This window comes from Pseudomonas sp. PS02288 (assembly GCF_029959715.1).
Classification (GTDB): Bacteria; Pseudomonadota; Gammaproteobacteria; order Pseudomonadales; family Pseudomonadaceae; genus Pseudomonas_O; species Pseudomonas_O kuykendallii.
Genome location: NZ_JASCPA010000010.1, coordinates 12,299 through 32,431 on the forward strand (window position 1 = coordinate 12,299; position 20,133 = coordinate 32,431).

23 protein-coding genes are annotated in these 20,133 nt (G+C 66.8%); 20 read left to right on the forward strand and 3 right to left on the reverse strand.

Features of this window, described 5'->3' with window-relative positions; all coding sequences use genetic code 11:
• Positions 1-61: 61 nt before the first annotated feature.
• From QMX85_RS06265 to QMX85_RS06320, 12 genes are all read left to right on the forward strand, one after another.
• Positions 62-808: a GntR family transcriptional regulator gene (locus tag QMX85_RS06265; protein ID WP_282339291.1), complete on the forward strand. Its 747-nt coding sequence runs from the start codon at positions 62-64 to the stop codon at positions 806-808.
• Positions 809-1,127: 319 nt separating this feature from the next.
• Positions 1,128-2,510 (forward strand): ABC transporter substrate-binding protein, encoded by a 1,383-nt coding sequence (locus QMX85_RS06270; protein WP_282339292.1) that lies wholly within the window; start codon positions 1,128-1,130, stop codon positions 2,508-2,510.
• 211 nt (positions 2,511-2,721) lie between these two features.
• Positions 2,722-3,498, forward strand: coding sequence for an ABC transporter permease (locus QMX85_RS06275; RefSeq protein ID WP_282339355.1), 777 nt, complete (start codon positions 2,722-2,724; stop codon positions 3,496-3,498).
• A gap of 51 nt (positions 3,499-3,549) precedes the next feature.
• Positions 3,550-4,422: an ABC transporter ATP-binding protein gene (locus QMX85_RS06280; protein ID WP_282339293.1), complete on the forward strand. Its 873-nt coding sequence runs from the start codon at positions 3,550-3,552 to the stop codon at positions 4,420-4,422.
• A 114-nt stretch (positions 4,423-4,536) separates the two neighbouring features.
• On the forward strand, positions 4,537-5,283 hold the full coding sequence (locus QMX85_RS06285; RefSeq protein ID WP_282339294.1) for a GntR family transcriptional regulator: 747 nt from the start codon (positions 4,537-4,539) through the stop codon (positions 5,281-5,283).
• Between the two features lie 8 nt (positions 5,284-5,291).
• On the forward strand, positions 5,292-7,025 hold the full coding sequence (locus QMX85_RS06290; protein WP_090224245.1) for a fumarate reductase/succinate dehydrogenase flavoprotein subunit: 1,734 nt from the start codon (positions 5,292-5,294) through the stop codon (positions 7,023-7,025).
• A gap of 73 nt (positions 7,026-7,098) precedes the next feature.
• Positions 7,099-7,332, forward strand: coding sequence for a 4Fe-4S dicluster domain-containing protein (locus QMX85_RS06295; RefSeq protein ID WP_282339295.1), 234 nt, complete (start codon positions 7,099-7,101; stop codon positions 7,330-7,332).
• 30 nt (positions 7,333-7,362) lie between these two features.
• A complete protein-coding gene (locus tag QMX85_RS06300; RefSeq protein ID WP_282339296.1) occupies positions 7,363-8,322 on the forward strand; it encodes a HEAT repeat domain-containing protein in 960 nt (319 codons plus the stop codon).
• 63 nt (positions 8,323-8,385) lie between these two features.
• Positions 8,386-8,709 carry a ferredoxin FdxA gene (fdxA, locus tag QMX85_RS06305; RefSeq protein ID WP_282339297.1) on the forward strand — a complete coding sequence of 108 codons (324 nt, stop codon included), beginning with the start codon at positions 8,386-8,388 and terminating at the stop codon, positions 8,707-8,709.
• A 3-nt stretch (positions 8,710-8,712) separates the two neighbouring features.
• Positions 8,713-8,898: a hypothetical protein gene (locus QMX85_RS06310; RefSeq protein ID WP_282339298.1), complete on the forward strand. Its 186-nt coding sequence runs from the start codon at positions 8,713-8,715 to the stop codon at positions 8,896-8,898.
• Between the two features lie 19 nt (positions 8,899-8,917).
• Positions 8,918-9,220: a DUF971 domain-containing protein gene (locus QMX85_RS06315; RefSeq protein ID WP_282339299.1), complete on the forward strand. Its 303-nt coding sequence runs from the start codon at positions 8,918-8,920 to the stop codon at positions 9,218-9,220.
• Between the two features lie 72 nt (positions 9,221-9,292).
• Positions 9,293-10,069: a ferredoxin--NADP reductase gene (locus QMX85_RS06320; RefSeq protein WP_282339300.1), complete on the forward strand. Its 777-nt coding sequence runs from the start codon at positions 9,293-9,295 to the stop codon at positions 10,067-10,069.
• A 10-nt stretch (positions 10,070-10,079) separates the two neighbouring features.
• Here QMX85_RS06320 and QMX85_RS06325 read toward each other — a convergent pair whose 3' ends face one another.
• On the reverse strand, positions 10,080-10,835 hold the full coding sequence (locus QMX85_RS06325) for an NRDE family protein (RefSeq protein ID WP_282339301.1): 756 nt from the start codon (positions 10,833-10,835) through the stop codon (positions 10,080-10,082).
• A 159-nt stretch (positions 10,836-10,994) separates the two neighbouring features.
• Between QMX85_RS06325 and QMX85_RS06330 the strand changes: the two genes are divergently transcribed.
• The 3 genes from QMX85_RS06330 to QMX85_RS06340 all read left to right on the forward strand — a co-directional run bounded on the left by QMX85_RS06330 (position 10,995) and on the right by QMX85_RS06340 (position 13,486).
• A complete protein-coding gene (locus QMX85_RS06330) occupies positions 10,995-11,777 on the forward strand; it encodes a sulfite exporter TauE/SafE family protein (RefSeq protein ID WP_282339302.1) in 783 nt (260 codons plus the stop codon).
• Between the two features lie 9 nt (positions 11,778-11,786).
• The gene (lgt, locus tag QMX85_RS06335) at positions 11,787-12,581 is read left to right on the forward strand and encodes a prolipoprotein diacylglyceryl transferase (RefSeq protein ID WP_282339303.1); all 795 of its coding nucleotides are present in this window, start codon (positions 11,787-11,789) and stop codon (positions 12,579-12,581) included.
• 110 nt (positions 12,582-12,691) lie between these two features.
• On the forward strand, positions 12,692-13,486 hold the full coding sequence (locus QMX85_RS06340) for a thymidylate synthase (protein ID WP_282339304.1): 795 nt from the start codon (positions 12,692-12,694) through the stop codon (positions 13,484-13,486).
• Positions 13,487-13,772: 286 nt separating this feature from the next.
• Here the strand turns inward: QMX85_RS06340 and QMX85_RS06345 are convergent, their stop codons facing one another.
• Positions 13,773-15,092, reverse strand: coding sequence for a sigma 54-interacting transcriptional regulator (locus QMX85_RS06345; protein WP_282339305.1), 1,320 nt, complete (start codon positions 15,090-15,092; stop codon positions 13,773-13,775).
• 183 nt (positions 15,093-15,275) lie between these two features.
• Here QMX85_RS06345 and cydP point away from each other — a divergent pair, with 183 nt between their 5' ends.
• Genes cydP through cydX form a run of 5 tightly spaced genes read left to right on the forward strand, consistent with a single transcriptional unit; the run spans position 15,276 to position 18,721 of the window.
• Complete coding sequence (gene cydP, locus QMX85_RS06350) at positions 15,276-15,479, forward strand: cytochrome oxidase putative small subunit CydP (protein WP_090224222.1); 204 nt, start codon at positions 15,276-15,278, stop codon at positions 15,477-15,479.
• A 2-nt stretch (positions 15,480-15,481) separates the two neighbouring features.
• Positions 15,482-17,077: a cytochrome ubiquinol oxidase subunit I gene (locus QMX85_RS06355; RefSeq protein WP_282339306.1), complete on the forward strand. Its 1,596-nt coding sequence runs from the start codon at positions 15,482-15,484 to the stop codon at positions 17,075-17,077.
• A 10-nt stretch (positions 17,078-17,087) separates the two neighbouring features.
• A complete protein-coding gene (gene cydB / locus QMX85_RS06360; RefSeq protein WP_282339307.1) occupies positions 17,088-18,224 on the forward strand; it encodes a cytochrome d ubiquinol oxidase subunit II in 1,137 nt (378 codons plus the stop codon).
• 10 nt (positions 18,225-18,234) lie between these two features.
• Positions 18,235-18,573, forward strand: coding sequence for a hypothetical protein (locus QMX85_RS06365; protein ID WP_282339308.1), 339 nt, complete (start codon positions 18,235-18,237; stop codon positions 18,571-18,573).
• A gap of 31 nt (positions 18,574-18,604) precedes the next feature.
• Positions 18,605-18,721, forward strand: coding sequence for a cytochrome bd-I oxidase subunit CydX (cydX, locus tag QMX85_RS06370; protein WP_273234066.1), 117 nt, complete (start codon positions 18,605-18,607; stop codon positions 18,719-18,721).
• Here cydX and QMX85_RS06375 read toward each other — a convergent pair.
• The gene (locus QMX85_RS06375) at positions 18,718-20,088 is read right to left on the reverse strand and encodes a DUF3482 domain-containing protein (protein ID WP_282339309.1); all 1,371 of its coding nucleotides are present in this window, start codon (positions 20,086-20,088) and stop codon (positions 18,718-18,720) included. The genes cydX and QMX85_RS06375 overlap by 4 nt on opposite strands.
• Positions 20,089-20,133 lie beyond the last annotated feature (45 nt).

Here is a 20,133-nt window from a genome sequence, read left to right on the forward strand (position 1 = left end):
ATGGCCGGTTGCCGAGTCTTGCTTTACAGTTCATGTCACGACTCGTCATGACGCGTACCCGATGAACTCCAAGACGCCCGCCCAACTGATTCCCCATTCGCCAGTGCCGCTGTACACCCAGCTCAAGGAATTGCTGCGCGCGCAGATTCTCGACGGGGTGTTCGCGCCGCATACGCGGATGTCCTCGGAAAGCGAACTGGGCGAGGCCTACGGGGTCAGCCGCATCACCGTGCGCCAGGCGCTGGGCGACCTGCAGAAGGAAGGGCTGATCTTCAAGATCCACGGCAAGGGCACGTTCGTCGCCAAGCCCAAGGCGGTGCAGAACGTCAGCACCTTGCAGGGCCTTTCGGAAGCGATGTCGGCGTCCGGCCACGAGGTGCTCAACCGCATGCTCAGCCAGCGCTTCGTGCCGGCCGGGCGGCTGGTGGCGGAGCGCCTGGGGATGGCGGAGGGCACCACGGTCTGCGAGATCAAGCGGGTACGGCTGATCAACCGCGAGCCGGTGTCGCTGGAGGTCACTTACCTGAGCCAGACGCTCGGCGAGCGCCTGCAGAAAGCCGACCTGGTGACCCGTGACATCTTCCTGATCCTGGAAAACGATTGCGGCGTGCCGCTGGGCCACGCCGACCTGGCCATCGACGCGATCCTCGCCGACGCCGAGCTGGCCAAGGCGCTGCAGGTGTCGGTGGATGCGCCGATCATGCGCATCGAACGCCTTACCCATGCCGCCGATGGCACGCCACTGGATTTCGAGTTCCTCTACTACCGCGGCGATGCGTTCCAGTACCGCCTGCGCGTCGACCGCTAGTTTCCTTGCACAGTCCCCGAGACCGTCCATGGACGGTCTCTTCGTTTCTGCCGCCGGCCGGCGCCGGCACTTGTCCTACTTGTCGCATCGATCCGCGCGCGGCCTGCGCCTCGCTGGAACCCGGCCGCTCCGCTCGCACCAGCGGAGGGCGCAACGGCGTGCCGCAACGGCCCGGAGGCCTGAGCCTCCCTCCATCAAATAATCCTTGAGAAACAAGCGGCTATGACCCTGCTGCAACCAAGTGGCACGGCCAATGCACCCGTATTTGAAGCCGTTATGGCTTGTTAGTACAAGTTGCCCGGACTACAGGTGCACAACCATGAACAACCGTAAAAGCCTGATCGTGTCATGCGTGTTCGCGTCACTGTCGATGCTGGGCAACCCAGCGTTCGCCGAAACCATCCGTATCGGCATCGGCCACCAGAGCATGGTGACCAATACGGTCTCCGGCGGCGTGGTCCTGGAGAAGCTCAAGCTGATCGAGAAATACCTGCCCAAGGACGGCAAGTACGCGGATGCCGGCTACAAGATCGATTTCAAGGACTACGATTCCGGCCCGCCGATCACCAACCAGATGCTCGCCGGCAAGCTCGATTTCGGCGTGATGGGCGATTACCCGCTGATCGTCAACGGCGCCAAGTTCCAGGAAACCGGCAAGCTGCAGACGCGCCTGGTCGGTATCACCGGCTACAACCTCCGCGGCACCGGCAACGGCATCGTGGTGCCGACCGGCTCTTCGGCGCAGAGCCTCGCGGATCTCGCCGGCAAGTCGATTTCCACGCCGGTGGGCAGCGCCGCCTGGGGCATGACGCTGAAAGCCCTGCGTGACGCCAAGCTGTTCGACCAGGTGACGATCATCAACCAGGCGCCGCCGGTGGGCGCGGCGAACATCGCCGCGGGCAAGATCGACGCGCATGCCGACTTCTGCCCGTGGTCGGAAATCATGGAGTTCCGCGGTACCGGACGGAAGATCTTCGACGGCAGCGAGGCGGGCATTCCCACCTTCCACGGCATCGTCGTGCGCGAGGACTACGCGAAGGAATACCCGGAAGTGGTCGAGGCGGTGCTGCGGGCCACGCTGGAGGCGCAGCGGTGGATCCAGGCCGATCCGGTGCGCGCGGCGACCCAGGTGGCCGAATGGACCGGCGTCGACAAGGAGGTGCTCTATCTCTACTTCAGCGCGGGCGGCATCACCACGATGGACGCCAGCATCAAGCCGGCCTGGGTCGAGGCGCTGAAGTACGACCACGCGCTGCTGCAGAAGGAGAAGCAGATTCCCGACCTCGACTTCGCCCAGTGGATCGACGACAGCTACCTGAAGAAGGCCTACGCCGCCGCTGGCCAGGATTACCCGGCGGCGCTGCAGGCGATGGTCGAGCCGATCCCCGGCAACCCGGCGCTCAAGCCGGCGGAAATCTGGTTCGCCGACGCCGGCGTAGTCGGTTACGACAGCGTCGCAGCGATGCTCGAGGCCTATAAGCAGGCCGGCGCGGCGGGCAAGAAGGTCAACGCCAGCTATGTCTACGACAAGCCGAGCGGGATCAAGCTGTTCGGCAAGTCGGCCTACCTGGTGCAGGACGCTTCCGGCGCGGTCGTCGCCTTTCGCAAGAAGGTCGATTCCGAACAGTACGTCGCCCAGTCCGGAGGCAAGCCTCTGACGCTGGCCGCCTTCGCCGACGCCAAGGTGGCCGCCGCCGACTGAATCCGCAGCGGACGAGCGGGACGCCAGATCCCGCCGCCGACCCGCAATGCCTTGTACGCGGCTCGCAGAGCCCGTGCCCCGTGTAGCCGCGAGGTGTGTGATGAGTGTGAAACCCAGTCCCGTCTTCAAGCCGGTGGAGGCGCCGAGTGTTCCCGTTCACGAGGTGCCGCCGGCCGCTGTGCTGCCGGTCGCCAGCGCCCCGCAACGCAAGGTGCCGTTGCGGGTCCGGCGTTACCTGGTGCGCAGCCTGGCGCTGCTGGTGGCGCTGCTGCTCTGGCAGTTGGCGTCGAGCACCGGCTTCGAGCTGTTCGTCAAGTTCGACAACGTGCCGACCCCGGTCGCGGTCTGGCAGGCGCTGCTGGTGGAACTGTCCAGCGGCGAGTTCTACCTGCACATCCTGCATAGCCTGCAGCGTATCGGCATTGCCTTCGCCCTGGCGGCGGTGCTCGGCGTTTCCCTCGGCATCGCCATGGGCCGTTCGCCGCTGGCCGAGGACATCATCCTGCCGTACATCGAGCTGCTCCGGCCGATTCCGGCGGTGGCGTGGATTCCGCTGGCGATCCTGATGATGCCCAGCGAGGAGTCGAGCATCATCTTCATCACCTTCCTCGGCGCGTTGTTCCCGGTGGTGCTGAACACCTGCCAGGGCGTCGAGCAGAGTTCCAAGCTGCTGGTGCGCGCCGCGCGCAGCCTCGGCGCCAGTCGCACGGCGATCCTCTGGCATGTGGTGATTCCCGGCGCCATGCCGAGCATCGTCACCGGCCTGGCGGTGGGCATGGGCGTCGCCTGGTTCTCGCTGCTGGCGGGGGAAATCATCAGCGGGCAGTACGGCATCGGCTACTTCACCTGGGCCTCCTACACCCTCATCGAGTACCCCAAGATCATCATCGGCATGCTCGCCATCGGCGGCCTCGGCACGCTCTGCACGCTGCTCGTGCGGCTTGCCTGTTCGCCGCTGCTGCGCTGGCAGAAGCGCGGAGGGCACTGAGTGGACGCACCTTCGGCAAGCCCCGCCCCGTCGCCCGTGGAGGATCAGGACATGAACAGCGCCACCCAGCTCAACCGTCTCGCCGTGCTCGACCACAGTCGCTTGGCGCGCAGCCAGGAAGGCAGCAGTCGCAAGGGCCACATCAGCGTTCGCAACGTGCAGGTGGAGTTCGGCAGCGATGCCGGGCGCCGCGTGGCGGTGCAGGACGCCAACCTGGAGATTCGCCCAGGCGAGTTCGTCTGCCTGCTGGGACCGTCCGGCTGCGGCAAGTCGACCCTGCTCAATGCGGTCGCCGGCTTCGTCGAACCCTGCGCTGGCGAGTTGCGCGTCGACGGCCAGCGGGTGAAGGGCCCCGGGCCCGAGCGCGGCATGGTGTTCCAGCAGCATTCTCTGTTCCCCTGGAAGACGGTCAAGGAGAACGTCGCCTTCGGGCCGCTGATGGCGGGTGTCGGCAAGTTCGAGGCGGATCAGGTGGGGCGCACCTTCCTCGGGCTGGTCGGCCTCTCGGCCTACGAGGATGCCTTTCCCGAGACCCTGTCCGGCGGCATGCAGCAGCGCGTCGGCATCGCCCGCGCGCTGGCCAACTATCCCAGCGTGCTGCTGATGGACGAGCCGTTCGGCGCGCTGGACGCGCAGACGCGGATCATGATGCAGGAGAACCTGCTGGATATCTGGCGGGAGTTCCATAACACCGTGCTGTTCGTCACCCACGACATCGACGAGGCGGTGTTCCTCTCCGACCGCATCGTGGTGATGAGCGCGAGTCCGGGGCGGATCATCGCGGACATCCCGGTCAGGCTGCCGCGACCGCGCAGCCAGGACCTGCTCACCGAGCCGGCATTCATCGCGCTGAAGCGTGAATGCCTGGCGCTGATCCGCCAGGAAACCCTGCGCGCCTTCGAGCAACAGAACGCCAGCCGCTGAATTTCCGCGGGCGCCTGACGGTGCTGGCGACGGCCGGTTCATCGAGGGCGGATCGGACATTGACAATCCATTCGCTAGTTTATAACTTGTCATAACAAGTAGGGAGGAGCCGATATGAACCTTGCCGTAGCGACCCTCAACCCGAGTGATTCGCCGCAGCCGTTGTATGCGCAGATTCGCGATCAACTGCGCCGGCAGATTCTCGAGGGCGGTTACGCCACGCATCAGCAACTGCCCTCGGAAAAGAGCCTGATGGGCGCCTTCGGCGTCAGCCGCATCACCGTTCGCCAGGCGCTCAGCGACCTGCACAGCGAAGGCCTGGTGTTCAGCGCCCAGGGCAAAGGCACCTACGTCAGCCGGCCGAAGGCGGTGCAGAACATCCAGCGCCTGCAGGGCTTCGGCGAAGCGATGGCGGCGCAGGGCTACGCGGCGAGTGCGCGCCTGCTCGGCTTCCAGGAACGCCGGCCGCCGCGCGCGGTGAGCGAAGCGCTGGGCCTGGCCACGGGCGAGGAGGTGATCGAGGTGACCCGCGTGCGCTACCTCAACCAGCAGGCGGTGTGCGTCGAGAGCAGCTACTTCCCGCTCGTCATCGGTCGCCGGCTGTTCGGCCTCGACCTGTCCGGCGACATCTTCCCGCTGCTGGAGAACCGCCTCGGCATCGCGCTGGGCGCGGCGGACATCGGCCTGGAGTCGGTGCGTTGCGACGAAGCCGCGCAGCACCACCTGAACCTGGGCGCCGATGAGCCGATCCTGCGCGTCGAGCGCCTCACCCACGACCGCAATGGCCGACCGATCGATTTCGAATACCTCCGCTTTCGCGGCGATTCCTTCAAGTACCAGTTCCGCGTCGAGCGGAAATAGGAGGCAGCATGCAGATTCAAGACATCCCGGTGATCGACACCGACGTGCTGGTGATCGGTGGCGGCACGGCCGGCCCGATGGCCGCGGTGACCGTCAAGGAGCAGGACCCGAACCTCAGGGTGATCCTCCTGGAAAAGGCCAACGTGAAGCGCTCCGGGGCGATTTCCATGGGCATGGACGGGCTCAACAACGCCGTGGTGCCCGGCCACGCGACGCCCGAGCAGTACGTGCGCGAAATCACCATCGCCAACGACGGCATCGTCCACCAGCCGGCGATCATGGCCTACGCCCAGCGCTCGTTCCCGATGATCGAGAAGCTCGACTCCTGGGGCGTGCACTTCCAGAAGGACGAGACCGGCGACTACGACATGAAGAAGGTCCACCACCTCGGCACCTACGTGCTGCCGATGCCGGAGGGCCACAACGTCAAGAAGATCCTCTACCGCCGCCTGCGCCGGGTACGCGTGGAAATCGAGAACCGCTACCAGGCGACGCGCCTGCTGAAGGACGCCGAAGGCCGGATCGCCGGCATGGTCGGGGTGAACACCCGCACCGGCGAGCCGATCATCATCCGCGCCAAGGCGGTGATCATGGCCACCGGCGCCGCCGGACGCATCGGCCTGCCGACCTCGGGCTACCTGTTCGGCACCTACGAGAACCCGGCCAACTCCGGCGACGGCCATGCGATGGCCTATCACGTTGGGGCGGACCTGGCGAACCTCGAGTGCTTCCAGATCAACCCGTTGATCAAGGACTACAACGGCCCGGCCTGCGCCTACGTCACCGGTCCGCTCGGCGGCTACACGACGAACGCGGCGGGCGAGCGCTTCATCGAGTGCGACTACTGGTCCGGGCAGATGATGCTGGAGTTCTTCAAGGAGCTGGAATCGGGCAGCGGCCCGGTTTTCCTCAAGCTCGACCACCTCGCCGAGGAAACCATCCAGGAAATCGAGACGGTGCTGCACACCAACGAGCGCCCCAGCCGCGGGCGTTTCCATGACGGCCGGCAGACCAACTACCGGCAGAAGATGGTGGAGATGCACATCTCCGAGGTCGGCTTCTGCAGCGGGCATTCCGCCTCGGGCGTGTGGACCGACGAAACCGGCGCGACCACCGTGCCGGGCCTCTACGGCGCCGGCGACATGGCCTCGGTGGCGCACAGCTACATGCTCGGGGCGTTCGTCTACGGGCAGATCTGCGGCGAGAACGCGGCGGCCTTCGCCAGGGACCGCGCCGAACCGCAGCTGGACGAAGCCTACATCGCCGCCGAGCTGGCGCGGATTCGCGCACCGCTGGCGCGCACCGATGGCATCCCGCCCGAGCAGATGGAATACAAGGTCCGCCGCCTGGTGAACGACTACCTGCAGCCGCCCAAGGTCACCCGCAAGATGGAGATCGGCCTGGAGCGAATCCTCGCCGTGCGCGAGGACGTGGACAAGCTGGTTGCCCGCGACCCGCACGAGCTGCTGCGCGCGCTGGAGGTCCAGTCGATCATCGACTGCGCCGAGATGGCCGCCCGCGCCTCCCTGTACCGCACGGAATCGCGCTGGGGCCTCTATCACTACCGGGTCGACTTCCCCGAGCAGGACAACGCCGAGTGGTTCTACCACAGCCGCCTGTTCAAGGACGCCAACGGCAACATGGCCCACGGCAAGCGCCCGATCGCCGACTACGTGGTCGAGCTGGGCGAGGAAAAGGACGCCTACAACCGCTTGCGGGTCAAGAAAGCCGCCAACGGCTGACCATCCATGACGCGGGAACGGGCCGTGCCGTTCCCGCGCGACAGAACCATTGCCCGAGTGCGAGGAGAGTTTCATGCCATTGGCCAACCATACATCCAGCGTCCCGGTGATCGTCGACGAAGACAAGTGCATCGCCGACAAGGGCTGCCGCGTCTGCATCGAGGTCTGCCCCCTGGACGTCCTGTGGATCAACGAAGAGACCGGCAAGGCGCACATGAAGTACGACGAGTGCTGGTACTGCATGCCGTGCGAGGCCGACTGCCCGACGGACGCCGTGAAAGTGAACATTCCCTACCTGCTGAGCTGATCAGCGCAGCCGCGCATGCCGGAGAACCTTATGAAACAATATGACGATCCCGAACTGCAGCGCCTGGCCGGCGAGCTGGCCTCCGACGATCCGGAGATTCGCCGGGTCGCGGTGCTCGATCTGGTCGACAGCGGCGAACCCGAAGCGGCCGAGTTGCTGATTCTGGCGCTGAAGGACCCCGACCCAACGGTTCGTCAGGAGGCGGCAAAGGTGGTCGACGAGTTCGACGCGGCGGAGATCGCCGACGCGCTGCTCGCCGCGCTGGGTGACGACGACGAAGTGGTGCGCAACGCCGCGGCCCATGCACTCTCCGATCTCAAGGACCCGGCGGCCGCCACGCCGCTGCTCGCGGCACTCAGCGCGAGCAGCGCGCCGTTCGTGACCGCCGGCATCCTGCGGGCGCTTAAGGCCTTGCGCGACCCCCGTAGCCAGGGCCCGGCGCTGGAGTGCCTGGGCCATGCCGACCCGCAGGTGCGCCGCGAGGCGGTGGCGGTGCTCGGCTGGCTGCGCCAGTTGCAGAACCTGCCCGCGCTGATGGAGCGCGCCCACGCCGATGCCGACCCGGAGGTGCGTCGCGCCGCCGCCGGTGCGCTGGTGTATGCCGAAGCCGGGCAGGTCGGGCCGATGCTCATCCAGATCCTGCGCGACGAGCACTGGCAGGTGCGCATCGAGGCGGCGGTGAGCATCGGCAAGCTGAACTACCGGGACGGTGTTCCCGCCCTGGTCAAGGCGACCGAGGATGAGTTCTGGCAGGTGCGCGAGAAAGCCGTCGACAGCCTCGGCAAGCTGGCGGCCGTGCCGGCGATTCCCGCCATCGGCGCGTGCAGCCATGACCCAATGCCGAACCTGCGCAAGGCCGCCATCGGCGCGCTGGGCACGATTGCCCACGCGGACGGGCGGCCCTACGTGGAGGCGGCGATGGACGACGCCGACCCGGACGTTCGCAAACTGGCGCGCTGGGCCATGTCCAAGCTCGACGCCGCGGCCTGAACCCCGTCTCCCGCGGCGCACCCGGCGCCGCGTGGCTCGACCTTCCTGCTGGAGAAACACGCCATGACCTACGTGGTGACGGAAAACTGCATCCGCTGCAAATACACCGACTGCGTCGAAGTGTGCCCGGCGGACTGCTTTCACGAGGGGCCGAACTTCCTCGTGATCAACCCGGAAACCTGCATCGACTGTTCGCTGTGCGCGCCGGAGTGTCCGGCCGACGCGATCTTCGCCGACAACGCGCTGCCGACCGGGCAGGCGCATTTCCTCCAGCTCAACGTCGAACTGGCCGAGGTCTGGCCGGTGATCGCCGCCTCAAAGTCGCCGCTCGGCGAGGCCGAGGACTGGGTCGACCGTGGCGACAAGCTGCAGTACCTGGAGCGCTAGGCCGTGTCCGCATTCGCCCTGCGCCGTTGCCGGCGTGCGCTTCTGCTGCTGGTGCTCATCGGCGCCGCCACCCAGGGCAGCGCCCGCCCGCTGGATATCGACCCGGCGGTCCTGCGTCCGCCCGAAGTCGCCGCGCTGATCCTGCCCGACTGGCAGGCCCTGGCCCCCGTTCACTATGCGCGGCTGTAGCGCCGCGGGAGGAATACCCATGTCCGCACAGATCGCCGCGCCGCTGGAAGTGCGCCTCAACCGCCGCGAGCGCCACCTGCAACTGACCTGGCCGGACGGCGCGGTCAGCCGCTTGAGCTGCCTGATGCTGCGCCGCTGTTGCGCCTGCTCAAGCTGCACCCAGGCGCGCCGCGGCGAGCAGCTGCGCCTGCTGGATGCCGGTCTCGGCCTGGAGCGCGTCGAACTGTTCGGCGTCAGCGGCCTGCAACTGCACTTCAGCGACGGCCACTCGCGCGGCGTCTACCCGTGGCGCTACCTGCGCGAGCTGGGCGAGGGCGCCTGAGATCCGTCTCACCCGAAACGCCTCGTTTCATTCACCCAACCGCCTGCGGGCGATGCACTCCGGAGAGCCTGCATGGCAGCCATCGGTACCGAAAGCGTTCTCAGCGTCCATCACTGGAACGACTCCCTGTTCAGCTTCAAGACCACCCGCGACCCCGCGCTGCGCTTCGAGAACGGCCACTTCGTGATGATCGGCCTGGGCGTCGAAGGGCGCCCGCTGATGCGCGCCTACAGCATCGTCAGTGCCAATCACGACGAGCACCTGGAGTTCCTCAGCATCAAGGTGCCGGACGGCCCGCTGACCTCGCGCCTGCAGCACCTCAAGGAAGGCGATCCGATCTTCATCAGTCGCAAGCCGGTCGGCACCCTGGTGATGCACGACCTGCGCCCCGGCCGGAACCTGTTCCTGTTCGGCAGCGGCACCGGGTTGGCGCCGTTCATGAGCATCATCCGCGACCCCGAGGCCTACGAGCGTTTCGAGCGGATCGTGCTGGTGCACAGCGTGCGCACGATCAGCGAACTGGCCTACCACGACTACATCAGCCACGAATTGCCCGAGCACGAATTCCTCGGCGAGGAGGTCCGCGCCAAGCTGGTCTACTACCCGACGGTGACCCGCGAGGCGTTCCGCAACCAGGGCCGCATCACCACGCTGATCGACAACGGCAAGCTCTGCGACGACATCGGCTTGCCGCCGCTCAACCCGCAGAGCGACCGGGTGATGCTTTGCGGCAGCCCGGCGATGCTCGACGAGCTGACGCGGATGCTCGATGCGCGCGGTTTCGAGGCCTCGCTACAGCAGGGCGAACCGGGCGACTACGTGATCGAGCGGGCGTTCGTCGAGAAGTGAGCAGGGACGCTCACCCCGCGGGCAACTGCAGGCGGGTTTCGCCGAGGGCGCGGCCGCCTTCGCCGAAGCGGCGCTCGACGAGTTCGCGGCGGCCCTGGGCGTCGGCGATCAGCACCGTGCTGGCGCGGGTGCCGTAGGTCGCGCTGGCGATGAACGGGCTCGACAGCAGGCGCTCCATGGCGAGGCCGATGCCGGTGTCCGGCAGGGCCTCGTCGGACGCGGGCGCGGCGTCGTGCAGCAGCTGCAGCAGCATCGACGGGGTGGGCGCTTCCAGGCATTCGGCAAGGCCCGCGCGGGTTCGCTGCAGCTTCGGCCAGGGGGTGTCGAGGTCGGCGTTGGACAGGCCGTAGACGCCCGCCGGCAACCGCCCGATCCGCCCGGCGCGGGAGTTTAGGTGCCACAGCTGCGCGCCGTCGCCGAGCAGCAGGTTGAAGCCGGAGTAGTCGGCGATTCGCTCGCGCAGCCGTTCCAGATAGCGTTCGGCGTCCAGGCTGCCGCGCAGGAAATCCGCCACCAGCTCGCCGCGCGATCGGTCGCCCGGCGCCTGCTGCGGATCGCGGATGTTGGTCAGTGCGGCGAAGCGATTGGCCGGGCCGACGCCGAGCCAGGTGCCGCCGGCCTGCAGGTCGCGCCCGGCGAACACGCCTGGGCAATCCGCCCATTCGCCCAGGGCCTGGGTCGGGCGCCTGTAGAACTCGTCGCGGTTGGCGGCGACGATCAGCGGCAGTTCGTGGTCCGGCCGCCAGGCGAAAACGATCAGGCACATGGCGCACCGCTCCCGCTGCCGTGTCGACGGTAGAAAGCGTTCATCCGTTGTTCTCCTTGTTTCCCCCACTCTACGGAAAGCCCCGGGGCGCTGCCAACCTCGCCGGTGGAGTGGCGGCGGGGCTTCCGCTACCATGCCGGTTCGTTTTCGGAGACCTCGATGGAATTCCTCCTCTACCTCGTGCTGGGCGCCTGCGCCGGCGTGCTTGCCGGGCTGTTCGGCGTCGGGGGCGGCCTGATCATCGTGCCGGTGCTGGTCTACAGCTTCACAGCCCACGGCTTCCCCGTCGAAGTGCTGACCCAGATGGCGGTCGGCACCTCGCTGGCGACCATCTGCTTCACCTCGATCAACGCGATCCGCGAGCACCACAAGCGCGGCGCGGTGCGCTGGCCGGTGTTCGTCTGGATGACCGTCGGCATCGTCGTCGGCAGCGGCCTCGGCGCCTTGACCGCGGCGCACATCCACGGCCCGATCCTGCAGAAGATCATCGGCAGCTTCGCCGTGCTGGTGTCGATCCAGATGGCCCTGGACATTCGTCCCAAGGCCAGCAAGGACCTGCCCGGGAAGCCCGGGCTGACGGTCGCCGGCGTGGTGATCGGCTGGGCCTCGGCGATCTTCGGCATCGGCGGCGGCTCGCTGACCGTGCCCTTCCTGTCCTGGCGCAGCGTGCCGATGCAGCAGGCAGTGGCCACCTCGTCGGCCTGCGGGCTGCCGATCGCGCTGTCCGGCGCGGCCTCGTTCATCTTGGTCGGCTGGGGCAATGCGCAGCTGCCGGAATACAGTTTCGGTTTCGTCTACCTGCCGGCGCTGCTCGGCATCGCCGTCGCCAGCATGTTCTTCGCCCGCTTCGGCGCGCGGCTGGCGCACCGGCTGTCGCCGAAAGTGCTCAAGCGCCTGTTTGCCCTGCTGCTGTTCAGCGTCGGGCTGAGTTTCCTGATCTAAGGAGTCGCAATGCTGCCTTACCCGCAAATCGACCCGGTGGCGCTGGCCATCGGTCCGCTGAAAATCCACTGGTACGGCCTGATGTACCTGATCGGCATCGGCAGCGCCTGGTGGCTGGCGTCGCGCCGGCTGAGCCGCTTCGAACCGAGCTGGAACAACGAGAAGCTCTCCGACCTGGTGTTCTGGACGGCCATGGGCGTGATCCTCGGCGGCCGCCTCGGCTACGTGCTGTTCTACGACCTGGCCGCCTACATGGCCAACCCGCTGCTGATCTTCGAGGTGTGGAAGGGCGGCATGTCGTTCCACGGCGGCCTGCTCGGCGTGATGCTGGCGACCTGGTGGTTCGGCAAGCGCAACGGCAAGAGCTTCTTCGAGCTGATGGATTTCATCGCGCCCTTCGTGCCGATCGGCCTGGGGGCCGGGCGCATCGGCAACTTCATCAACGCCGAGCTGTGGGGCAAGGCCAGCGACGTGCCCTGGGCGATGATCTTCCCCACCGACCCGGCACAACTGCCGCGGCACCCCTCGCAGCTCTACCAGTTCGCCCTCGAGGGCGTGGCGCTGTTCCTGATCCTCTGGGTCTACTCGCGCAAGCCGCGGCCGACCATGGCGGTCTCCGGGCTGTTCGCGCTGTGCTACGGGATCTTCCGCTTCATCGTCGAATTCGTCCGCGTACCGGACGCCCAGCTCGGCTACCTGGCCTTCGGCTGGCTGACCATGGGCCAGGTGCTGTGCATGCCGATGATCCTCGGCGGTCTCGGCCTGATGGTCTGGGCCTATCGCCGGCAGCCGCAGCCGGCCTGATCCATCCGCGCCGGCGGGCATCGGTCGCTATCCACTTGAGGCGAGCCCGCCCGGCTCTTACCATGCTGCATCCATCCGCGCCGGCATGACCGGCCCGCACGAGCTCCGCGATGAAACAGTACCTCGACCTGATGCGCCACGTGCGCGACCACGGCACCTTCAAGAGCGATCGCACCGGTACCGGCACCTACAGCGTGTTCGGCTATCAGATGCGCTTCGACCTGGGCGCCGGCTTCCCGCTGGTAACCACCAAGAAGTGCCACCTGAAGTCGATCATCCACGAGCTGCTGTGGTTTCTGCAGGGCGACACCAACATCCGTTACCTGAAGGAAAACGGCGTGCGCATCTGGGACGAGTGGGCCGACGAGAACGGCGATCTCGGCCCGGTCTACGGCTACCAGTGGCGCAACTGGCCGGCACCCAATGGCGAGGCGATCGACCAGATCGCCAAGCTGGTGGCGATGCTCAAGAGCAACCCGGATTCGCGCCGGCTGATCGTCTCCGCCTGGAACCCGGCGCTGGTCGACCAGATGGCGCTGCCGCCGTGCCACGCGCTGTTCCAGTTCTACGTCGCCGACGGCAAGCTCAGCTGCCAGCTCTACCAGCGTTCGGCCGACATCTTCCTCGGCGTGCCCTTCAACATCGCCAGCTACGCGCTGCTGACGCTGATGCTGGCGCAGGTCGCCGGGTTGCAGCCGGGCGATTTCGTCTGGACCGGCGGCGACTGCCACCTCTACGCCAACCACCTCGAACAGGCCGACTTGCAGCTCGCCCGCGAGCCGCTGGCGCTGCCGACGATGAAGCTCAACCCCGAGGTGAAGGACCTGTTCGCCTTCCGCTTCGAGGACTTCGAGTTGCAGAACTACGAGGCGTATCCCCACATCAAGGCGCCCGTCGCGGTCTAAGCGGCCCGGTTGTCGCGGCGCTCAACCGCAGGCTGCGGTGGACGGGGGCCTAGCCTGGCGCAGCCCGGCAGGTAAACCGGGGATCGGCTCCGATTCCCACCGCAAAGCGCTCGACACGTCGTGCGCTTTCGCGTCGCCTTTTGGTTTCTGCACCCTGCTGTTTGCTTTCCCCGCCCAAATCACCCGCCGTGCATCCGTCGCGCCAGCTGGCTGTTGCCGATCGCTGCGAGCCGCTGTTCGTGCCGATTTGCGGGCAGGCTATGCCGCCTTCGTGGGCCTCGGGTACTCAGCGAGGGGGCAGGGCGCCGGCGGGAAGTTTGCGGTAGAGGGTGCGGACGCTGACTCCCAGGGTTTTCGCCATGGCGCCAAGATCGCCGTTGAACTGCGCGAGCAGCCAGCTCAGATAACGCTGTTCCAGTGTGTCCAGGTCCACCGCCTCGTTCAGGGTAAAGCCTTGGGTGGCGGGCCCGGTGAGTGCCGGTTCGTCGCCGTCCAGCAGGTCCGCGAGCGTGATGCTCTCGCCGTCGGCCATCAGGGTGGCGCGTTCGATGAGGTTGCGCAGCTCGCGGATGTTGCCGCTGTAGCGACGCGCGCTGAGCCAGGCCATGGCTTGCGCGGTGAAAGGGCGTCCCGGGCGGCGGTCGACCCGACTGAGCAGCGAGCTGGCCAGTAGCGGGATGTCCTCGGCCCTTTCGTGCAGGGCGGGGGTATGGATCGGGAAGGTGTTGAGGCGAAAGTAGAGGTCGCGTCGGAAGGTTTCGGCCTCCACCATGGCGCGCAGGTCGCGGTGGGTCGCCGCGATCAGGCGGAAGTCGGCGGGACGGCTATCCAGTCCGCCGACCCGGCGAAAGGTGCCGCTTTCCAGCAGGCGCAGCAGCTTCACCTGCAGGGTCAGGGGGAGCTCGCCGATTTCATCGAGAAACAACGTGCCGCCGGCAGCCGCTTCCACCAGGCCCAGTTTGCGATGGGTGGCGCCGGTGAAGGCGCCTTTTTCATAGCCGAACAGTTCGCTCTCGAACAGGGTTTCGGTCAGCCCTGCGCAATCGACGACGACGAAGGGGCTGTCGCGGCGGTCGCTGGCCTCGTGAAGCGCGCGCGCCACCAGCTCCTTGCCGGTCCCGGTTTCCCCCAGCAGCAGGACCGAGGTGCTGGCGCTGGCGACACGCAACATGCGCTCCAGCATCCTCACGAACGCCGGCGAGCGCCCCACCAGGCCACGGGCGGCGGTCTGGCTGCTGGCCTGGCGCACCACGCGCAGGGTCTCCACGAAGTAGCTGATGCGCCCATCCTCGTCGCGGATCGGACTCAACTCGACGTCGACGTGCTCCTCACCGCGGGCCGTGTGGTGCAGATGCAGGACGCGCTGGGCGGTGCCGCTCTCCTGGCAGCGGCTCAGCGGGCAGGCTTCCCCGGCCTGATCACAGGGCACGTCATAGTGGTGTGACACGGCATAGCAGGTGCGCCCCAGTGGGCTGCTGGCGGAGCCGAACTCTTGGATGTATGCGCGGTTGGCGCCAACGATGCGGAATTCGCCATCCATGACGATGCGGGGTTCGGGCAGGCCGTCGAGGAAGGAGACCAGTTCCGGCAGCGAATAGGAGTCCATGGGACACCTTTGACAGATATGTCAAAGCAGTTTGCCATATCTGGCGAGCGGCTGTCGCAAGGGCAGGTCGCCGCCTCCCGCGTCCGGCCCCAAATGCCCGGAATTCGCGCCCTGGCAAGGCGTTGATGCCGATGGCACGGCTCTTGTACTGCGTCCTGGGGGAAGCAGGACCCTGGAGCCGAGATGAACGTAGACCTTCCATCCACGCCGCCGCTGGCTCGTGAGTTGTTCCTGATCGTGCTGCTCAAGCTGGTACTGCTCGGCCTGATCTGGTGGGCGTGCTTTGCACACCAGCCTCGGATCAAGGGCGAAGCGCTCGCCGAGGGGCTGCTCAGCAGGGTTTCTGCTTCCTCTTCCGTCGCCTCACACCCTCCGAGGAACCCCTGACCATGCTCACCGATGAACTGGTGGACCTCTCGCGGCTGCAATTCGCCGTTACGGCCATGTACCACTTTCTATTTGTTCCACTGACCCTGGGTTTGGCGTTCATTCTGGTGATCATGGAGGCCTGTTACGTGCTTACCGGCCGCCAGGTCTACAAGGACATGACGCAGTTCTGGGGCAAGCTGTTCGGTATCAACTTTGCGCTGGGAGTGACCACCGGCATCACCATGGAGTTTCAGTTCGGTACCAATTGGGCTTACTACTCGCACTACGTCGGCGACATCTTTGGCGCACCGCTGGCCATCGAAGGGCTGATGGCGTTCTTCCTGGAATCGACCTTCATCGGCTTGTTCTTTTTCGGCTGGGACCGCCTGTCACGCGGCAAGCACTTGTTGGTGACCTTCCTCATGGCGTTGGGCTCGAACCTCTCGGCCTTGTGGATTCTCATCGCCAACGGCTGGATGCAGGACCCGGTGGGCTCGGTGTTCAGCGATGTGACCATGCGCATGGAGCTGGTGGACTTCTGGGCCGTGGTGTTCAACCCCACCGCGCAGGCGAAGTTCGTGCATACCGTGTCGGCGGGCTACGTCACCGCCTCGGTGTTCGTCCTGGCGATATCCAGTTACTACCTGCTCAAGGGGCGCGACCTCGACTTTGCCCGCCGCTCGTTCCGGGTGGCGGCGGCGTTCGGCTTCGCCTCTGCCTGCTCGGTCATCGTCCTGGGCGACGAGTCGGGCTACACGGTCACGGCTTCGCAACAGACCAAGCTCGCAGCCATGGAAGGCATGTGGCAGACCCTCCCGGCGCCCGCGCCCTTCACACTGTTTGCCCTGCCCGACGACGAGGCGCGGCAGAACCGCTACGCACTGGAGATTCCCTGGGTGATGGGGCTGATCGGCACCCGCTCGCTGAGCCAGGAAATCCCTGGTATCCGCGAGATCGAGGCGCAAAACCGCGAACGTATCGCTTCGGGCGCCGTCGCCGTGCAGGCCTTGGCGGTATTGCGAAGTCGTGAGGCCAGCGAACAGGCCAAGGCCCAGGCGCGAATACCGTTCGAGGCGCACAAGGCCGATCTCGGCTTTGGCCTCCTGCTGCAGCGCTATACCAGCGACTACAGCCAGGTGACCCCCGATCTGATTGCCCAGGCCGCCCGCGACACCATCCCGAAAGTAGCGCCAATGTTCTGGAGCTTTCGCCTGATGGTGCTGCTGGGCTTCTCCTTCTTCGCCCTGTTCGGCCTGGCGCTCTACTTCAGCCTGAAGAACAGCTTCATGCAGAAGACGTGGCTGCTGCGCTGGGCGCTGTGGTTCCTGCCCACGCCCTGGCTGGCCTGCGAGCTGGGCTGGTTCGTCGCCGAATATGGCAGACAGCCCTGGACCATCTACGGGGTACTGCCGACGCACCTGTCGGTGTCCAGCCTGACGCCGGCCAGCCTGTATGGCTCGCTGGGCGGCTTTGTCGGTTTCTACACGCTGCTGCTGGGGGTGGAGATGTACCTGATGATCAAGTTCGCCCGCCTCGGCCCTGCGTGTCTCGGCAGCGGGCGATACGGCGCCTCTGCGGCGCCGTCCGGTGCGCTTGCCCGTCCCGTGGATATTTGAGGACAACGCCATGCTCGACTACATGACCTTAAAACTCATCTGGTGGGTGCTGGTAGGGGTACTGCTGGTGGGCTTCGTCATCATGGATGGCCACGACATGGGGGTCGGCACGTTGCTTCCCTTCGTCGGCCGCAGCGACCCGGAGCGACGCGTGGTGATCAACACCGTGGGTCCGCACTGGGACGGCAATCAGGTGTGGTTTATCACCGCCGGCGGGGCAATCTTCGCCGCCTGGCCATTGGTGTACGCCACGGCCTTCTCGGGCTTTTACTGGGCCATGCTGGCGGTGCTGTGGTCGCTGTTCTTTCGCCCGGTAGGCTTCGACTACCGCTCGAAAATCAGCGATCCGCGCTGGCGCAGCACCTGGGACTGGGGGCTGTTCATTGGCGGTGCGGTGCCTCCTCTGATCTTCGGTGTGGCCTTCGGCAACCTGCTTCAGGGGGTGCCCTTTCACTTCGACGACAACCTGCGCTCCACCTATACCGGTACGTTCTGGGCCCTGCTCAATCCCTTCGCGCTGCTATGCGGCCTGCTGAGCACGGCGATGATCACTGCCCACGGCGGCCATTACCTGATGCTGCGCAGCGAGGGCGCGGTTTATCAGCGGGCCCGTCGCGCCGCTATGGGCTTTGCGGGGTTGGCACTGGTGTGCTTCGTCGCTGGGGGGCTTTGGGTTCAGCTGTTGCCAGGGCATGTCATCACCATCGCCGCATCCCCCAACGCGCTGCCCGATCCGCTGGCGAAAACAGTGGCGCTGGTTCCGGGTGCCTGGCTTGACAACTTCCGCCAGGCTCCGTTGCTCTGGAGCGTGCCGGGGTTGGGGATAGGGGCGTTGGCGCTGGGGTTCGCCATGGCCCTGCTGAATCGCCCGGGCCTGGCCTTCGTGGCCTCGGCGCTGGCCATGACGGGCGTCATCGGTACTGCCGGGGTGGCGCTGTTCCCCTTCATTCTGCCGTCGTCCACCGACCCTTCTTCCGGTCTGACGGCCTGGGATGCGGTGTCCTCGCACTTCACCCTGGGCCTGATGCTGGGCGCCACGCTGATCTTCATGCCGCTCGTCGTGCTGTACACCAGCTGGGCGTACCGGGTGATGGCCGGCAAGGTGACGCTGGAGTTCATCCGCCAGCACGACAGGAGCGCCTATTGAGGAGGCTGCCATGCGACTGATCGGCGTTAGCTGCCAGGATGGGCGCACCGTGACCGGCCATGCCGGACGTTGCCGACGATTCTTTCTATTCGGAGACCGGGGCGGGCCGATGATGGGCACCTTGGAACTGACCGCCGACCAAGTGCTGCATCGTGGCCCTCTGGGCGCCGATCACCCGCTCGGACGGATCAAGGTACTGGTGACGGCCGGGATGCGCCCGGCCCTGCAGAAGTCGTTGGCCAGCTGCGGAATCGATGTATTCATCACCGACGAGCAGTCGCCGGAGCTGGCCGTGCGCCGGTTCCTCGAGGGCACGCCGTCACTCCCCTGTCTCGACGGCTGCCGCTGAGGCGACGCGTCGATCCAATGAGGTAATGGTCATGTGGTATTTCGCCTGGATTCTCGGCCTTGGTCTGGCCTTGCTGCTGTCGGTCCTCGCCAATCTGTACGGCGACGCCCGGGAAGCGCGCGCCGTGGTCCGTGAGGGCGACGACTAGCGCGCCAGCTGCGCCGAAAGGGCTGCTACCTGCTCCGCCCGCTCGGGCTGGTGCAGCGCGGCGCCGGCGTTGAGGCTCGACCAGCGGGGGTGCGCCCGCGCCTTGCGCAGCGGTTCGGGCAGGTCGCCCTGGCGCCATGCCGGGTCCTGCCGCAGATCGAGGCGGATGGCCTGTTGGGCGGCGTGGCCGCGACGAGCCAGGGCGTCGAGCAATTGCCGCTGACGCAACGCCAGCAGCCGCAGTACGGCATCGTCCAGGGTGAGTTCACGCTCGCCGCGGAGCTTGCCCAGCAAGCGCTGGCCATAATGACGCGCAGTCTGAGCCCCGCCACCGGCGAGGGCGCCGACCAAGGCGGCGGCGCCCAGGGTGAGTCCGCCCACCAGCAAATCGACACCGGCGCCAGCCGCCGCGCCGGCCGCCACGCCACTCCCCAGGTTGACGCTCAACTGTTTCAGCGTCTCCGGGTTGAACAGGTCGTCACCCCAACGGCCGTCGAGCAGGGGTAAATCCGTGACGTCGGCCGTTCCGCCGTCGAACGCATACAGGCGCAGCAGGGCATCGACGCACTGTTGTTCGCGGCGCCGCACGTCTTCATGCAGTGCCATGACCGCGGACCTTGCCACGGCGGGTTCAGTCGCCACCTGACGCCGGCAGGCGGCGATATCCACCAGCAACTCGGCGATCAACCGACGGCCGTCTTCCTGTCGCGCCCGGGCCTGCGCCTCGTGATCGGCGATCAGGCGCTCCAGCTGCGGGCGCGAGCGCTCCAGCAGCAGCGCCAGGCTTTCGTACAGGCGCCGCTCGCCATCCAGCGGCGGCGCCACGCTGTCGAAGCGCACCAGCGCGTGCAGTCCGAGCCGCGCCAGCGCCTCGCGCCAGTCGTCCTCGCGGGTGGCCGGGCTGGCGATGAAGTTGAGCACCGGCAACAGCGGCTTGCCGCAGCCGGCGAGCACCGCCAGCTCGTCGCGGTACTTGGCCAGTACCGGTTCGCGGGCGTCGATCACGTAGAGGCCGGCGTCCGAGGCGAGCAGTTGACGCAGCACCTTGGCTTCCTGTTCGAAACGCTGGCGCGCCTCGCTGCCGTCGAGAAAGCGCGCCAGCCGCGCCGGACCGTCGAGGCGTTCGCCGGGCCGCTCGCTGCGCTCGAGGTGATCGAGCAGGGCGATGGCGTCCTCCAGGCCGGGCGTGTCGTACAGCTCGAGCAACGCATCGCCGTCCACCGACAGCCGCGCGCCCTCGACGTGGCGGGTGGTGCTCGGCCGGTGCGAGACCTCGCCGAAGCCGATGTCGCGGGTCAGGGTGCGCAGCAGCGAGGTCTTGCCGACATTGGTGTGGCCGACCACGGCCAGCTTCAGCGGGGCGCTCATCGGTGCTCACCCCTGTTCGGGAGGCCTTGGTGGGTGAAAAAAAGG

What these genes read in the sequence shown, in the direction of transcription:
- QMX85_RS06265 (WP_282339291.1), top strand. Translation starts at nt 62, where the DNA reads ATGAACTCCAAGACGCCCGCCCAACTGATTCCCCATTCGCCAGTGCCG.
- QMX85_RS06270 (WP_282339292.1), top strand. Translation starts at nt 1,128, where the DNA reads ATGAACAACCGTAAAAGCCTGATCGTGTCATGCGTGTTCGCGTCACTG.
- QMX85_RS06280 (WP_282339293.1), top strand. Translation starts at nt 3,550, where the DNA reads ATGAACAGCGCCACCCAGCTCAACCGTCTCGCCGTGCTCGACCACAGT.
- QMX85_RS06285 (WP_282339294.1), top strand. Translation starts at nt 4,537, where the DNA reads ATGAACCTTGCCGTAGCGACCCTCAACCCGAGTGATTCGCCGCAGCCG.
- QMX85_RS06290 (WP_090224245.1), top strand. Translation starts at nt 5,292, where the DNA reads ATGCAGATTCAAGACATCCCGGTGATCGACACCGACGTGCTGGTGATC.
- QMX85_RS06295 (WP_282339295.1), top strand. Translation starts at nt 7,099, where the DNA reads ATGCCATTGGCCAACCATACATCCAGCGTCCCGGTGATCGTCGACGAA.
- QMX85_RS06300 (WP_282339296.1), top strand. Translation starts at nt 7,363, where the DNA reads ATGAAACAATATGACGATCCCGAACTGCAGCGCCTGGCCGGCGAGCTG.
- fdxA (WP_282339297.1), top strand. Translation starts at nt 8,386, where the DNA reads ATGACCTACGTGGTGACGGAAAACTGCATCCGCTGCAAATACACCGAC.
- QMX85_RS06315 (WP_282339299.1), top strand. Translation starts at nt 8,918, where the DNA reads ATGTCCGCACAGATCGCCGCGCCGCTGGAAGTGCGCCTCAACCGCCGC.
- QMX85_RS06320 (WP_282339300.1), top strand. Translation starts at nt 9,293, where the DNA reads ATGGCAGCCATCGGTACCGAAAGCGTTCTCAGCGTCCATCACTGGAAC.
- QMX85_RS06325 (WP_282339301.1), bottom strand. Translation starts at nt 10,835, where the DNA reads ATGTGCCTGATCGTTTTCGCCTGGCGGCCGGACCACGAACTGCCGCTG.
- QMX85_RS06330 (WP_282339302.1), top strand. Translation starts at nt 10,995, where the DNA reads ATGGAATTCCTCCTCTACCTCGTGCTGGGCGCCTGCGCCGGCGTGCTT.
- lgt (WP_282339303.1), top strand. Translation starts at nt 11,787, where the DNA reads ATGCTGCCTTACCCGCAAATCGACCCGGTGGCGCTGGCCATCGGTCCG.
- QMX85_RS06340 (WP_282339304.1), top strand. Translation starts at nt 12,692, where the DNA reads ATGAAACAGTACCTCGACCTGATGCGCCACGTGCGCGACCACGGCACC.
- QMX85_RS06345 (WP_282339305.1), bottom strand. Translation starts at nt 15,092, where the DNA reads ATGGACTCCTATTCGCTGCCGGAACTGGTCTCCTTCCTCGACGGCCTG.
- cydP (WP_090224222.1), top strand. Translation starts at nt 15,276, where the DNA reads ATGAACGTAGACCTTCCATCCACGCCGCCGCTGGCTCGTGAGTTGTTC.
- QMX85_RS06355 (WP_282339306.1), top strand. Translation starts at nt 15,482, where the DNA reads ATGCTCACCGATGAACTGGTGGACCTCTCGCGGCTGCAATTCGCCGTT.
- cydB (WP_282339307.1), top strand. Translation starts at nt 17,088, where the DNA reads ATGCTCGACTACATGACCTTAAAACTCATCTGGTGGGTGCTGGTAGGG.
- QMX85_RS06365 (WP_282339308.1), top strand. Translation starts at nt 18,235, where the DNA reads ATGCGACTGATCGGCGTTAGCTGCCAGGATGGGCGCACCGTGACCGGC.
- cydX (WP_273234066.1), top strand. Translation starts at nt 18,605, where the DNA reads ATGTGGTATTTCGCCTGGATTCTCGGCCTTGGTCTGGCCTTGCTGCTG.
- QMX85_RS06375 (WP_282339309.1), bottom strand. Translation starts at nt 20,088, where the DNA reads ATGAGCGCCCCGCTGAAGCTGGCCGTGGTCGGCCACACCAATGTCGGC.